This window comes from Streptomyces sp. NPDC056347, from assembly GCF_042262625.1.
GTDB lineage: Bacteria > Actinomycetota > Actinomycetes > Streptomycetales > Streptomycetaceae > Streptomyces.
Window position 1 is genome coordinate 1 of the sequence record NZ_JBHJQP010000211.1, and the last position, 13,237, is coordinate 13,237.

11 protein-coding genes and 1 riboswitch are annotated in these 13,237 nt (G+C 69.9%); of the genes, 5 read left to right on the plus strand and 6 right to left on the minus strand.

The window, feature by feature from the left end; translation table 11 throughout:
• Nucleotides 1–27: 27 nt before the first annotated feature.
• A complete protein-coding gene (locus ACFCV8_RS32110; protein WP_376689014.1) occupies nucleotides 28–1,002 on the minus strand; it encodes a GlxA family transcriptional regulator in 975 nt (324 codons plus the stop codon).
• A gap of 81 nt (nucleotides 1,003–1,083) precedes the next feature.
• Between ACFCV8_RS32110 and ACFCV8_RS32115 the strand changes: the two genes are divergently transcribed.
• Nucleotides 1,084–1,257: a hypothetical protein gene (locus ACFCV8_RS32115; protein ID WP_376689015.1), complete on the plus strand. Its 174-nt coding sequence runs from the start codon at nucleotides 1,084–1,086 to the stop codon at nucleotides 1,255–1,257.
• A gap of 95 nt (nucleotides 1,258–1,352) precedes the next feature.
• Here ACFCV8_RS32115 and ACFCV8_RS32120 read toward each other — a convergent pair whose 3' ends face one another.
• The 5 genes from ACFCV8_RS32120 to ACFCV8_RS32140 all read right to left on the minus strand — a co-directional run bounded on the left by ACFCV8_RS32120 (nucleotide 1,353) and on the right by ACFCV8_RS32140 (nucleotide 8,175).
• A complete protein-coding gene (locus ACFCV8_RS32120) occupies nucleotides 1,353–2,372 on the minus strand; it encodes a ribonucleotide-diphosphate reductase subunit beta (RefSeq protein ID WP_376689016.1) in 1,020 nt (339 codons plus the stop codon).
• Entirely contained in the window at nucleotides 2,372–4,783 is a 2,412-nt protein-coding gene (locus ACFCV8_RS32125) for a ribonucleoside-diphosphate reductase subunit alpha (RefSeq protein ID WP_376689017.1), read from the minus strand. Before ACFCV8_RS32125 ends, ACFCV8_RS32120 begins: the two co-directional genes overlap by 1 nt.
• Before the next feature lie 140 nt (nucleotides 4,784–4,923).
• Nucleotides 4,924–5,068: riboswitch (cobalamin riboswitch) on the minus strand.
• Between the two features lie 148 nt (nucleotides 5,069–5,216).
• A complete protein-coding gene (mctP, locus tag ACFCV8_RS32130; RefSeq protein ID WP_376689018.1) occupies nucleotides 5,217–6,854 on the minus strand; it encodes a monocarboxylate uptake permease MctP in 1,638 nt (545 codons plus the stop codon).
• Nucleotides 6,851–7,105 (minus strand): DUF3311 domain-containing protein, encoded by a 255-nt coding sequence (locus ACFCV8_RS32135; protein WP_376689019.1) that lies wholly within the window; start codon nucleotides 7,103–7,105, stop codon nucleotides 6,851–6,853. Before ACFCV8_RS32135 ends, mctP begins: the two co-directional genes overlap by 4 nt.
• A 305-nt stretch (nucleotides 7,106–7,410) precedes the next feature.
• On the minus strand, nucleotides 7,411–8,175 hold the full coding sequence (locus ACFCV8_RS32140; RefSeq protein WP_376689020.1) for a GntR family transcriptional regulator: 765 nt from the start codon (nucleotides 8,173–8,175) through the stop codon (nucleotides 7,411–7,413).
• A 279-nt stretch (nucleotides 8,176–8,454) separates the two neighbouring features.
• On the opposite strand from ACFCV8_RS32140, the gene ACFCV8_RS32145 reads away from it, so the two are divergent.
• The 4 genes from ACFCV8_RS32145 (at nucleotide 8,455) to ACFCV8_RS32160 (ending at nucleotide 13,210) form a co-directional block, all read left to right on the plus strand.
• Nucleotides 8,455–9,738 (plus strand): extracellular solute-binding protein, encoded by a 1,284-nt coding sequence (locus tag ACFCV8_RS32145; protein WP_376689021.1) that lies wholly within the window; start codon nucleotides 8,455–8,457, stop codon nucleotides 9,736–9,738.
• A 103-nt stretch (nucleotides 9,739–9,841) separates the two neighbouring features.
• A complete protein-coding gene (locus tag ACFCV8_RS32150; protein ID WP_376689022.1) occupies nucleotides 9,842–10,834 on the plus strand; it encodes a carbohydrate ABC transporter permease in 993 nt (330 codons plus the stop codon).
• Nucleotides 10,831–11,661: a carbohydrate ABC transporter permease gene (locus ACFCV8_RS32155; RefSeq protein ID WP_376689023.1), complete on the plus strand. Its 831-nt coding sequence runs from the start codon at nucleotides 10,831–10,833 to the stop codon at nucleotides 11,659–11,661. The genes ACFCV8_RS32150 and ACFCV8_RS32155 overlap by 4 nt, the downstream gene beginning before the upstream one ends.
• A 7-nt stretch (nucleotides 11,662–11,668) precedes the next feature.
• Nucleotides 11,669–13,210 carry a glycoside hydrolase family 3 protein gene (locus tag ACFCV8_RS32160; protein WP_376689024.1) on the plus strand — a complete coding sequence of 514 codons (1,542 nt, stop codon included), beginning with the start codon at nucleotides 11,669–11,671 and terminating at the stop codon, nucleotides 13,208–13,210.
• Nucleotides 13,211–13,237: the final 27 nt, after the last annotated feature.

Consider the following 13,237-nt stretch of genomic DNA (forward strand, 5'->3'; position numbering starts at 1 on the left):
CCCTTCCGCGGGGCCGTTCCCCGGGGATCAGGCCACTTCGGCGGCGGCCCCCGGCCCGCGGAAGGTGCGGCGGTACATGTTCGGCGTGGTACCCAGGGCGCGTACGAACTGGTGGCGCAGGGCCGCGGCCGTCCCGAAACCGGCGCGCCTCGCGATGGTGTCCACCGTCTCGTCGGACGTCTCCAGCAGGTGCTGGGCCAGCAGGACCCGCTGGCGCAGCAGCCAGCGGTACGGCGTGGTGCCGGTCTCCTGGTGGAAGCGGCGGGCGAAGGTGCGCGGCGACATGTGGGCCTGCGCGGCCAGCTGCTCGACGGTCATCTCCCGGTCGAGGTGGCGCTCCATCCAGACGAGCGTCTCGCCGACGGTGTCGCAGGAGGTGCGGGGCAGCGGACGTTCGATGTACTGGGCCTGGCCGCCGTCCCGGTGCGGCGGCACCACCATGCGGCGGGCGAGCGCGTTGGCGGTGTCCGGGCCGTAGGCCTGCCGGATCAGATGCAGACAGGCGTCGATCCCGGCCGACGTGCCCGCCGAGGTGATGATCGGGCCCTCGTCCACGTACAGCACGTCGGGCTCGACGACGGCCCGGGGGTAGCGGCGGGCCAGCTCCTGCGTGTGGCGCCAGTGGGTGGTGCAGCGGCGCCCGTCCAGCAGTCCGGCCGCGCCGAGGACGTACGCGCCGGAGCAGACGCTCAGCACGCGGGCGCCCCGGTCCACCGCCCGTCGCAGGGCGTCGAGGACCTCCTCGGGGTACTCCCGGTCCACGTAGTGGCCGCCCGCGGGGACCGCGATGAGGTCGGCCTCCTCCAGGCGGTCGAGGCCGTGCGGGGTGCTGAGGGTGAAACCGGCGTGGGTGTGCAGCACCGGGCCCTCGGCGGAGACCACCGCGAAGTCGTGGGCCGGCAGCCCCTCCTCGCTGCGGTCGAGCCCGAAGACCTCGCACAGCACCCCCAGCTCGAAGGGGTGGACCTCGTCGAGGAGCAGAACGGCGACATTCTTCAGCATGACACCAGTGTGGCAGTAATTCGAGGTTCCATGACAGTCCTGCCACTGCCGCGATCCGTCGCCGCGGACGAGAGTGAAGCCATGAACGCGATCCAGAACGTCCTCGGCATATCCCTTCTCGTCCTCCTCTTCCTGGCGCCCACCCTGGCCGGGCTCGCCCGGGAACGCCGCATCGACCGCGAGCTCCGCGCCGCCGGGACGGAGCCCGCACCCGTCCCGAGGCGCCCGTACATCAGAAGCTGGGCCCGCGTCTGATGCCGTGTCCGGGGCCCGCACCCCCCGGGGGACACGTACGGCAAGGGGCCGGCCCCGCCGCCACGCGGCAGGACCGGCCCCGAACCCGTACCGGCCTAGAAGTCGTCGTCGAAGGCGACCGAGCCCTCCACGGCCACCTGGTACGCGGACGGGCGGCGCTCGAAGAAGTTCGTCAGCTCCTGCACGCCCTGGAGCTCCATGAACGAGAACGGGTTCTCCGAGCCGTAGACCGGCGGGAAGCCCAGCCGGGTCAGGCGCTGGTCGGCGACGCACTCCAGGTACTGCCGCATCGACTCGGTGTTCATGCCCGGCAGCCCGTCACCGCACAGGTCGCGGCCGAACTGCAGCTCCGCCGCCACGGCCTCCTTCAGCATGTCGGTGACCTGCTGCCGGAGCTCGTCGTCGAAGAGGTCGGGCTCCTCCTTGCGGACGGTGTCCACCACCTCGAACGCGAAGTTCATGTGCATCGTCTCGTCCCGGAACACCCAGTTGGTGCCGGTGGCCAGACCGTGCAGCAGACCCCGCGAGCGGAACCAGTAGACGTACGCGAACGCGCCGTAGAAGAACAGCCCCTCGATGCACGCCGCGAAGCAGATCAGGTTGAGCAGGAAGCGGCGGCGGTCGGCCTTCGTCTCCAGCCGGTCGATCTTCTCTACCGAGTCCATCCACTTGAAGCAGAACCGCGCCTTCTCACGGATCGACGGGATCTCCTCGACCGCGTCGAACGCCGCCGCCCGGTCGTCCGGGTCGGGCAGGTACGTGTCCAGCAGTGTCAGATAGAACTGGACGTGCACGGCCTCCTCGAAGAGCTGCCGCGACAGGTAGAGCCGCGCCTCGGGGGAGTTGATGTGCTTGTACAGCGTCAGCACGAGGTTGTTGGAGACGATCGAGTCACCCGTCGCGAAGAACGCGACCAGCCGGCCGATCATGTGCTGCTCGCCGGGGGACAGCTTGGCGAGGTCGGCGACGTCGGAGTGGAGGTCGACCTCCTCCACCGTCCAGGTGTTCTTGATCGCGTCCCGGTAGCGCTCGTAGAAGTCCGGGTAGCGCATCGGGCGCAGGGTCAGCTCGAAGCCCGGGTCCAGCAGGTTCTTCTCGGAGTTGGTGGAGCTCATTACTGGCAGGCCTCGCAGGACTCGGGGTTTTCGAGGGAGCAGGCGATCGCGTCCGCGTCGGGTGCCGACGCCTGCTGCACGGGAACGGGGGCGGTGGCCGCGGCCTGTCCGGACGCCGCGCGGGCGATCCGGGTCGCCGGGCGCGAACGCAGGTAGTACGTCGTCTTCAGCCCCTGCTTCCAGGCGTACGCGTACATCGAGGAGAGCTTGCCGATCGTCGGCGTCTCCAGGAACAGGTTCAGCGACTGGCTCTGGTCCAGGAACGGCGTACGGGCCGCCGCCATGTCGATCAGGCCGCGCTGCGGGATCTCCCACGCCGTGCGGTACAGCGCCCGTACGTTCTCGGGAATCCAGGCGAAGCCCTGCACCGAGCCGCTCGCCTCGCGCAGCGCCTCACGGGTCCGCGCGTCCCACACGCCGAGCTGCTTCAGCTCCTCCACCAGGTAGGCGTTGACCTGGAGGAACTCGCCGCTGAGCGTCTCGCGCTTGAACAGGTTGGAGACCTGCGGCTCGATGCACTCGTACACGCCGGCGATCGAGGCGATCGTCGCGGTCGGCGCGATGGCCAGCAGCAGCGAGTTGCGCATCCCGGACTTCGCGACCCGGGCGCGCAGCGCCTCCCAGCGCTCCGGCCAGTTCAGCTCGGTGGCGTAGTGGTCGGGGTGCAGCACCCCGCGCGCCGCGCGCGTGCGCTCCCAGGCGGGCAGCGGGCCGGAGCGTTCCGCGAGCGCGCAGGACGCCTCGTAGGCGGCGAGCATGATCCGCTCGGAGATCTTCGTGGACAGGGCCCGCGCCCCGGGGGAGTCGAAGGGCAGCCGCAGCTGGAAGAAGACGTCCTGGAGCCCCATGGCGCCCAGGCCCACCGGGCGCCACTGGGCGTTGGAGCGGCCCGCCTGCTCGGTCGGGTAGAAGTTGATGTCGACGACCCGGTCCAGGAAGGTCACCGCGGTACGGACGGTGGCGTCCAGCCGCTCCCAGTCGATGTCGCCGTCGGCGACGAACGCGCCGAGGTTGACCGAGCCCAGGTTGCAGACGGCGGTCTCGCCGTCGTCGGTGACCTCCAGGATCTCGGTGCACAGGTTGGAGGAGTGGACGACGCTGCCCGGCTCGGCGGTCTGGTTCGCGGTCCGGTTGGAGGCGTCCTTGAAGGTCATCCAGCCCTGGCCGGTCTGGGCGAGGGTGCGCATCATCCGGCCGTACAGCTCGCGGGCCGGGAGCGTCCTGCGGGCCAGCCCGGCGGCCTCCGCGGCCCGGTACGCGGCGTCGAACTCGTCGCCCCACAGGTCGACCAGCCCGGGCACGTCGACCGGCGAGAACAGCGACCACTCGGCGTCCGCCTCGACCCGGCGCATGAACTCGTCCGGGATCCAGTGCGCCAGGTTCAGGTTGTGCGTGCGCCGCTGGTCCTCGCCGGTGTTGTCGCGCAGCTCCAGGAACTCCTCGATGTCCGCGTGCCAGGTCTCCAGGTAGACGGCGGCGGCGCCCTTGCGGCGGCCCCCCTGGTTGACCGCGGCGACCGAGGCGTCCAGCGTCTTCAGGAACGGCACGATGCCGTTGGAGTGCCCGTTGGTGCCGCGGATCAGCGAGCCGCGGGAGCGGATGCGGGAGTACGAGAGGCCGATGCCGCCCGCGTGCTTCGAGAGCCGGGCCACCTGGTGGTAGCGGTCGTAGATCGAGTCCAGCTCGTCCAGCGGCGAGTCCAGCAGGTAGCAGGAGGACATCTGCGGGTGCCGGGTGCCGGAGTTGAAGAGGGTGGGGGAGGAGGGCAGGTAGTCGAGCCGGCTCATCAGCCCGTACAGCGCCGCCACCTCGTCCAGGGCGCGCTGCGACTCGTCCTCGGCGAGCCCGCAGGCCACCCGGAGCATGAAGTGCTGGGGGGTCTCGACGACCTGGCGGGTGTGCGGGTGGCGCAGCAGGTAGCGGCTGTGCAGGGTCCGCAGCCCGAAGTAGCCGAAGCGGTCGTCGGCGCCGTCCGCGAGCGAACGCTCCACCAGCGCGTCCAGGGCGGCCGCGTGCCGGGCGACGAAGGCGGCGGTGCGGTCCGCGATCAGGCCCTCGCGGTGCCCCACGGCGACCGAGGCGGAGAAGGAGTCCGCGCCCTGGCCCGCCGCCTCGTCCGCGACGGCGAGGGTCAGCAGCCTGGCCGCCAGCCGGGAGTACGCGGGGTCCTCGGAGATCAGGCCCGCGGCCGCCTCGGTGGCCAGCGAACGCAGCTCGGCCCCGTCCGCCCGCGCGCTGCGGCCGCGCAGGGCGGCGGCGGCGACCCGGCCGGGGTCGGTGTCGGGCAGATCGGCGGTGAGGGCGGTCAGGGTCCGCAGCAGCGCCGCTCCGGGACCGTCCTGTGCGGCTGCCTCGGACTCGGCGGCCACGGGCGCGGCGACTGAAGCCGGATCGGCTGGCGCGATGGTCACGTGATGCTCTCCCACGCTCGGCTCGGGGCCGTCGGGGGAACGGGGGCAGCCCGCGAAGGCGCACCCGGGCCGGGTCGGAACTCCGCGCGGCGTCCACCGGCCCAACCACGAGGCCCGGACGTCTGGGCATCCGGATCGGTCGAGCCGGATGCGCTGTCGGCAGGTCGTCGGACTGACTCGGGGTGCACAAAAGCGCACCGGATACACCGTTGCGGGACAGTTCCGGATTCGCACCGGATTCCCCTGCGGCGACAGCGAGGACGAGCATACATGTGGGGGCCGTCCGATGGGACAGCCCCCAGATGTTGTGTCGGCCGACCGAGTCGCGAGCCGTTCCCGGACAGGCCGGCGGCCCGCCCCCGCCCCTCGGGAAGGGGCGGGAACGGGCCGTCCGGGGCCCGGAGAGGGGCCGTACGGGGCCTGGCGGGGGCGGTCAGTGACCGCCGCTCGGCGCGCCCGCGGTGGCGGGCGGGAGCTCCGCCTCGACGCCCGGGTCGCCCGCGTCGGCCGTGTAGTCGGCCGGCGAGGTCTCGTCCGTGCCGGCGGGTGCGTTCACGGCGTTCAGGACGAAGGTGAGCACCACCGTCACCACCACGTTCAGCACGAACGCGGTGAGGCCGATGTAGCCGATCTCCCCGATGCCGGGGATCTCCGCCGACGAACCGCCGAAGTGCTTCTGGGTCGGCGAGGCGACCCCGTACGCGGCGACGGTCCCGTACACCATGCCGACCGCCCAGCCCGCGAGCAGCGCCCAGCGGTGGAACCAGCGGGTGAACAGTCCGCCGACCAGGGCGGGCATCGTCTGGAGGATCCAGATCCCGCCGAGCAGCTGGAAGTTGATCGCGACGGTCTTGTCCATGGTGAGGACGAAGGCCAGCGCGCCGACCTTGACCAGCAGCGACACCAGCTTGGAGACCTTGGTCTCCTGCTCCGGGGTGGCGTCCGGCTTCAGGAAGTCCTTGTAGATGTTGCGGGTGAAGAGGTTGGCCGCCGCGATCGACATGATCGCGGCGGGCACCAGGGCGCCGATGCCGATGGCGGCGAACGCCACCCCCGCGAACCAGTCCGGGAACATGTTCTCGAACAGCTGCGGGATGGCCAGCTGGCCGTTGTCCACCTTGATCCCGGCGGCGATCGCCATGAAGCCGAGCAGCGCCAGCAGGCCGAGCATCAGCGAGTACAGCGGCAGGATCGTGGTGTTGCGCCGGATCACGTTGCGGCTGCGGCTGGAGAGCGTCGCCGTGATGGAGTGGGGGTACATGAACAGCGCCAGCGCCGAGCCCAGGGCCAGCGTCGCGTAGCCCCACTGGCCGGCCTCGCCCGGTGCGAGCGCGCCGCGCGGTTTGCCGGTGGCCGGACTGGTCTGCGAGAACGCCTCGCCCGCCTTGGCGAAGATGTCGTCGAAGCCGCCCAGTTTGATCGGGATGTAGATGATCGCCACCGCGATGACCAGGTAGATCAGCCCGTCCTTGACGAACGCGATCAGCGCGGGCGCACGCAGCCCGGAGGAGTAGGTGTACGCGGCGAGCACCGCGAACGCGAGCAGCAGCGGCAGGTCCTTGATGAACCAGTGCGTGTTCTCGCCGCCGCCGACGCCCATCACGTCCAGCACCGCCTGGATGCCGACGAGCTGGAGCGCGATGTACGGCATGGTGGCGAGGATGCCGGTGACGGCGACCGCCAGCGACAGCCCCTTCGAGCCGAAGCGCCCGCGGACGAAGTCCGAGGTGGTGACGTAGCCGTGCTTGTGCGAGACCGACCACAGCCGGGGCAGGAAGGTGAAGATCAGCGGGTACACCAGGATCGTGTACGGCACGGCGAAGAAGCCCGCCGCGCCCGCCGCGTAGATCGCCGCCGGCACGGCGACGAAGGTGTACGCCGTGTACAGGTCGCCGCCGAGCAGGAACCAGGTGACCCAGGTGCCGAACGACCGGCCGCCCAGGCCCCATTCGTCGAGGCTGGCCTCGTTCTCGGCCCTGCGCCAGCGGGCCGCCAGGAAGCCCATGACCGTGACGGCCACGAAGAAGAAGATGAAGACGCCGAGCGCGACGCCGTTCACACCGTCCTTCATGCCTGCTCACCCCCCTTGCGGGCGCGCTGGTCGCGCTGCCACAGCTTGTACGCGATCATCGTGAGCGCGGTGGAGATCAGCACCCAGAGCATCTGGTACCAGTAGAAGAACGGGATACCGATGAAGGTGGGGTCCACCTTCGCGTACGAACCCACCCAGAGCATCGCCACGAACGGCGCGACGAGACAGAGGGCGATGACCACTCTGACCGGTGTGACGATGGGTGGTTTTTCCTCTGGTTCCACTGACATGCGGCGACTCCGTCCCCTCGCTGATCACCCTTGTAATGCGCAGGAAATCTAGGGGAGGTTCCGGTCACCGTCACCCCCTGTCCGCATTGCGGTCCGGCAACGGTCCGACCGGTTGGTACGTATATGCGGAATCGCGTCATACGAGCGGGCGTTGGCCCGGACCAATGCACCCGGAAGGCCCCTGCGGAGTGGTGCGTTCCACAGGGGCCCGAGGGGTGATGACAGGGACAGGAGTGGCCGGAAAACGACCTTGAGGCGTACTCGGTCCCGTCCCGGCGCGGATCGGCGGCGGGGTGGCCCGCGGGTCAGTCGGTGGGCCGCTTGAGCCGCGCCACGAACTTGTACCGGTCACCGCGGTAGACCGAGCGCACCCACTCCACCGGCTCGCCCCGCCCGTCCACCGAGTGCCGGGAGAGCATCAGCATCGGCAGGCCCACGTCGGTGCCGAGCAGGTCGGCCTCGCGCGGGGTGGCCAGGGAGGTCTCGATGGTCTCCTCCGCCTCGGCCAGCCGTACGTCGTAGACCTCGGCCAGCGCGGTGTACAGAGAGGTGTACTTCACCAGCGAGCGGCGGAGCGCCGGGAAGCGCTTGGCCGAAAGGTGAGTGGTCTCGATCGCCATTGGCTCGCCGCTGGCCAGCCGGAGCCGCTCGATCCGCAGCACCCGGCCGCCGGCGTTGATGTCGAGCAGCCCGGCGAGGGTGTCGTCGGCCGTCACGTAGCCGATGTCCAGCAGCTGGGACGTCGGCTCCAGGCCCTGGGCGCGCATGTCCTCGGTGTACGAGGTGAGTTGGAGGGCCTGGGAGACCTTCGGCTTGGCCACGAAGGTGCCCTTGCCCTGGATGCGCTCCAGCCGGCCCTCGACGACCAGCTCCTGGAGCGCCTGGCGCACGGTGGTGCGCGAGGTGTCGAACTCGGCCGCCAGGGTGCGCTCCGGGGGCACGGGGGTGCCCGGCGGCATGGTGTCCGTCATGTCCAGCAGATGTCGCTTCAGCCGGTAGTACTTCGGGACGCGTGCCGTTCGTGTGGCCGCGCCCGTCTCGTTCTCCGTACTGCCCCCGTCGGCACCCATGGTCCGCCTTCCCGACGCTTGCGTTGCTGCCGTCACCGGCTCCTCCGTCTGTCGCGGCTCACATGGTGGCACGGTCCCGTCACGGCTGGTCGCCCTCCCTTAGGTGTCGGTCCTATAACGGACGCGAGTGCACTTCTTATACACCCTTGACACCCCAAAAGGTCTAGGCCAAGCTCCCGGTACTGGTCTAAACCATTAAAGACCAGGTCCAGCCCCAGCAGTACTCGTCGAATGTCTTCGCGGTGGGCGGGGTTGCAGTATCCCTGAGGAGGGTTTGGCGTGAAGCGCAAGCTCATCGCGGCGATCGGCGTCGCGGGCATGATGATCGGCCTCGCCGCGTGCGGCTCCGACGACGGTGGGGACAGCGGCAAGAAGTCCGGCCCGGACGCCTACAAGGGCGAGACCCTGACGGTCTGGACGATGTCCGGCTCGAACCCGCCCGGGTGGACCAAGACGGTCACCGAGGAATTCGAGAAGAAGACCAAGGCCAAGCTGAAGATCGAAGTCCAGGACTGGAACGGAATTCAGCAGAAGGTCACCACCGCCCTCTCCGAGTCCAACCCGCCGGACGTCCTGGAGATCGGCAACACCCAGACCCCGGCCTACGCCAAGACCGGCGGCCTCGCCGACCTCGGCGACCTCAAGAAGGAGATCGGCTCCGCCTGGGCCGACGGCGTCAACCAGCCCTCCATCTACGACGGCAAGCAGTACGCCCTGCCGTGGTACGTGGGCAACCGCGTCGTCATGTACAACAAGAAGGTCTTCAAGGACGCCGGTATCACCGAGACGCCGAAGACCCGCGCCGACCTCTTCAAGGCCTTCGAGGCCATCGAGAAGAAGGGCGACGCCGAGCCGATCTACCTGCCCGGCCAGAACTGGTACTTCTTCGACGGCCTGCTCGTCGGCAAGGACGTCTCCCCGGTCAAGAAGGAAGGCGACAAGTACGTCTCCAACCTGGCCGACCCGAAGGTCGCCGAGGCCATGGACGTGTACAAGAAGTACCAGTCCTACTCCAAGGCCCCCAAGGACAAGGACGAGGCCACCCCGCAGCAGGCCGAGGTCTTCGCCAAGGGCAAGACCGGCGCCATCATCGCCATGGGCTACGAGGCCGGCACCGCCATCAAGGCCAACCCGAAGCTCAAGGACGACATCGGCTTCTTCACCATCCCCGGTGAGACCGCCGACAAGCCCGAGGGCGTCTTCCTCGGCGGCTCCAACCTCGCCGTCGCCGCGGGCAGCAAGAAGCAGGAGCTGGCCAAGGAGTTCCTGAAGATCGCGCTCTCCGAGCAGAACGACGGCGCGCTCATCAAGGAGGCCGGCTGGTCTCCCAAGAACGACGCCATGCAGAAGTACACCGTCGGCCAGCCCGCCGCCGAGGCCGCCGGCCCCGCCGCCGCCAAGTCCGGCGGCACCACGCCGCTGATCCCGGAGTGGGCGCCGGTCGAGAACCCGCCGAACCCGATCAAGACCTACATGACGCTGGTCCTGCAGGGTAAGTCGCCCGCCGACGCCGCCAAGCAGGTCGAGGGCGAGCTCAACAAGCGCCTCAGCCAGCAGCAGTAGTTCGCAGCCAGCGCGTCCCGCGCCGGGGGCGGCGGGTTCCGGCCCGCCGCCCCCGGCCGTACGCATCGTTCCGTGTAGGGCTTTGTTGGAAGAGATGGCGAGCATGGCAGTGCAGACCGATCCCTCGGACGTGGCCAAGACGGCCGCGGTCCGCGGCCGGGACGGGATACCACCCGTCGGGCAGCACGGGGGGAAGAAGCGGAGAGTGGGTATCGGCGCCGCGCCGTACCTGCTGATGGTTCCCGCGCTCGCGGTGACGGCGGTCTTCCTCGGGTACCCCCTGGTGAAGAACGCCATGCTGTCGTTCCAGAACCTCAACATGGGACAGCTGATCCAGCATGTCACCGAGTGGAACGGCTTCGAGAACTACCAGGACATCCTCACCGGCGAGGACTTCTGGAAGGTCACCCTCCGTACGATCGTGTTCACCGGCGTCAACGTCGCGCTGATCATGCTCCTCGGCACCCTGGTCGGCCTGCTGCTCGCCCGCCTCGGCAAGAAGATGCGCCTGGCCCTGATGCTCGGGCTGGTGCTCGCCTGGGCCATGCCGATCGTGGCCTCGTCGACGGTGTACCAGTGGCTGTTCGCCTCGCGCTTCGGGGTCGTCAACTACGTCCTGGACAAGCTCGGCTGGCACTCGATGGCCGACTACAACTGGACCGGCTCGCAGTTCTCCACGTTCTTCGTGGTCACCCTGATGATCGTCTGGGGATCGATCCCCTTCGTGGCGATCAACCTCTACGCCGCGACCACGACCATCCCCAAGGAACTGTACGAGGCGGCCTCCCTCGACGGCGCCGGTCCCTGGAAGAGCTTCACCTCCGTGACCATGCCGTTCCTGCGGCCCTTCCTCTACGCCACGACCTTCCTCGAAGTCATCTGGGTCTTCAAGGCGTTCCCGCAGATCTACATCATCAACGGGGGCGGACCCAACCGCCTCACCGAGACGCTGCCGATCTACGCGTTCGTCGAGGGTGTCGGCAACCAGCACTACGGCATGGGCGCCGCGATCTCCCTGCTCACCATCCTGATCATGCTGGGGCTGACCGCGTACTACCTCCGCATCGTTCTCAAGCAAGAGGAGGACGAGCTGTGAAGCGCTCGCTCTTCGGCCGCATCTGGCCCAACGCCATCGCCGTCCTCCTCTTCGTCGGGCTCGTCTTCCCCGTCTACTGGATGTTCAGCACGGCCTTCAAGCCGACCGGCGACATCATCACCGAGACCCCGGTCTGGTTCCCCACCGAGATCACCTTCGAGCACTTCAAGACGGCCGTCCAGGCCGACCACTTCCTGACGATGGTCAGGAACTCGCTGATCGTCACCGTGTGCTCCGTGGTGTTCTCGCTGATCATCGCGCTCTTCGCCTCGTTCGCCCTGGCGCGCATGCGGTTCAAGGGCCGCAAGGGCCTGATCGTGACCTTCATGCTGGCCCAGATGGCGCCCTGGGAAGTCATGGTCATCGCGATCTACATCCTGGTCCGCGACGCCGACATGCTGAACAGCCTGCTCCCGCTGACGCTCTTCTACATGGTGATGGTGCTCCCCTTCACGATCCTCACGCTGCGCGGCTACGTTGCCGCGGTGCCCAAGGAACTGGAGGAGTCCGCCATGGTCGACGGCTGCACCCGCCGGCAGGCCTTCGTCAAGGTCATCCTGCCGCTGCTCGCCCCCGGTCTGATGGCCACCTCGCTCTTCGGCTTCATCACCGCGTGGAACGAGTTCCCGCTGGTCCTCATCCTCAACAAGGACCCCGAGGCCAAGACGCTGCCGCTCTGGCTCTCGCAGTTCCAGAGCCAGTTCGGCGACGACTGGGGCGCCACCATGGCGGCCGCCTCGATCTTCGCCGTCCCGATCCTCATCCTCTTCGTCTTCCTGCAGCGCAAGGCCGTCAGCGGCCTCACCGACGGCGCCGTGAAGGGATAACGCATTCATGACCACCTCGATATCCGCCACGGACACCGTCACCCGGGACGCACTCGCCGTCCTCCAGCCCGGATTCACCGGCACCACCGCCCCCGAGTGGGTGCTGCGCCGGGTCGACGAGGGCCTCGCCTCCGTCGCCCTCTTCGGCCGCAACATCCGGACGGCCGAGCAGGTCACCGCGCTCACCGCCCAGCTCCGGGCCGAGCGCGAGGACCTCCTCGTCGCGATCGACGAGGAGGGCGGCGACGTCACCCGCCTGGAGGTCCGCACCGGCTCCTCCTTCCCCGGCAACCTCGCCCTCGGCCATGTCGACGACCTCGGCCTGACCCGCGATGTCGCCCGGGAACTGGGCCGCCGGCTCGCCGAGTGCGGCGTCAACCTCAACTGGGCGCCGTCCGCCGACGTCAACTCCAACCCGGGCAACCCGATCATCGGCGTACGCGCCTTCGGCGCCGACACCGAGCTGGTCGCCCGGCACACCGCCGCGTACATCGAGGGCCTCCAGTCCTCCGGCGTCGCCGCCTGCACCAAGCACTTCCCGGGGCACGGCGACACCGCGATCGACTCGCACCACGCGATGCCGCGCATCGACGTCGACCTGGAGACCCTGCACGCCCGCGAGCTGGTGCCGTTCCGGGCGGCCATCGCGGCCGGCTCCAAGTGCGTGATGAGCGCGCACATCCTGCTGCCGGCGCTCGACCCGGACCGCCCCGCCACCGTCAGCCCGCGGATCCTCACCGGACTGCTCCGCCAGGAGCTGGGCTACGACGGACTGATCGTCACCGACGCCGTGGAGATGCAGGCCATCGCCGCGACGTACGGCATCGAGCAGGGCTCCGTCCTCGCCATCGCGGCGGGCGCCGACGCGCTCTGCGTCGGCGGCGGCCTGGAGGACGAGGGCACCGTGGTGCGGCTGCGCGACGCGCTGGTCCGCGCCGTGCACAGCGGCGAACTCGCCGAGGAGCGGCTCGCGGACGCGGCCGCACGGGTACGTGCCCTGGCGTCCTGGACGCAGCAGGCCGGGGCGACCGGTACGGGGTCGGGCGCGGCAGCGCGGGAGGGGACCGTGCCCGGCACCGCGACCGGCTCCGGCATCGGCCTGGTCGCCGCCCGCCGGGCGGTCCTGGTGACCGGCTCGGCCGCCCCGCTGAACACGCCCGCGTACGTCGCCGCGTTCACCTCCGCGTCGAACATCGCCGTCGGCGACGAGACCCCCTGGGGCGTCGCCGCCGAGCTGGCCCGCCTGGTGCCGGGCACGGAGACCGGTACGTACGGCGGCGAGACCGAGGACCCGGCCGCGGCCGTGCTGAGGGCCGCGGGGGAGCGGCCGCTCGTCGTCGTGGTCCGCGACGTCCACCGCCACGCCTGGATGGGCGAGGCGCTCGACGCCCTGGTCGCGCGGCGGCCCGGCACCGTCGTCGTCGAGATGGGCGTCCCGCAGGCGGCCCCCCGGGGCGCCCTGCACATCGCCACCCACGGCGCGGCCCGCGTCTGCGGCCTCGCCGCGGCCGAGGTCATCGTCAACGGCACGGACGGCCGGACGGCCTGACGGCAGGGGCGAGGTGCGGGCCGGGGG

Coding starts and splice junctions, on each gene's coding strand:
- ACFCV8_RS32110 (WP_376689014.1), bottom strand. CDS start 1,002: ATGCTGAAGAATGTCGCCGTTCTGCTCCTCGACGAGGTCCACCCCTTC.
- ACFCV8_RS32115 (WP_376689015.1), top strand. CDS start 1,084: ATGAACGCGATCCAGAACGTCCTCGGCATATCCCTTCTCGTCCTCCTC.
- ACFCV8_RS32120 (WP_376689016.1), bottom strand. CDS start 2,372: ATGAGCTCCACCAACTCCGAGAAGAACCTGCTGGACCCGGGCTTCGAG.
- mctP (WP_376689018.1), bottom strand. CDS start 6,854: ATGAAGGACGGTGTGAACGGCGTCGCGCTCGGCGTCTTCATCTTCTTC.
- ACFCV8_RS32135 (WP_376689019.1), bottom strand. CDS start 7,105: ATGTCAGTGGAACCAGAGGAAAAACCACCCATCGTCACACCGGTCAGA.
- ACFCV8_RS32140 (WP_376689020.1), bottom strand. CDS start 8,175: ATGGGTGCCGACGGGGGCAGTACGGAGAACGAGACGGGCGCGGCCACA.
- ACFCV8_RS32150 (WP_376689022.1), top strand. CDS start 9,842: ATGGCAGTGCAGACCGATCCCTCGGACGTGGCCAAGACGGCCGCGGTC.
- ACFCV8_RS32160 (WP_376689024.1), top strand. CDS start 11,669: ATGACCACCTCGATATCCGCCACGGACACCGTCACCCGGGACGCACTC.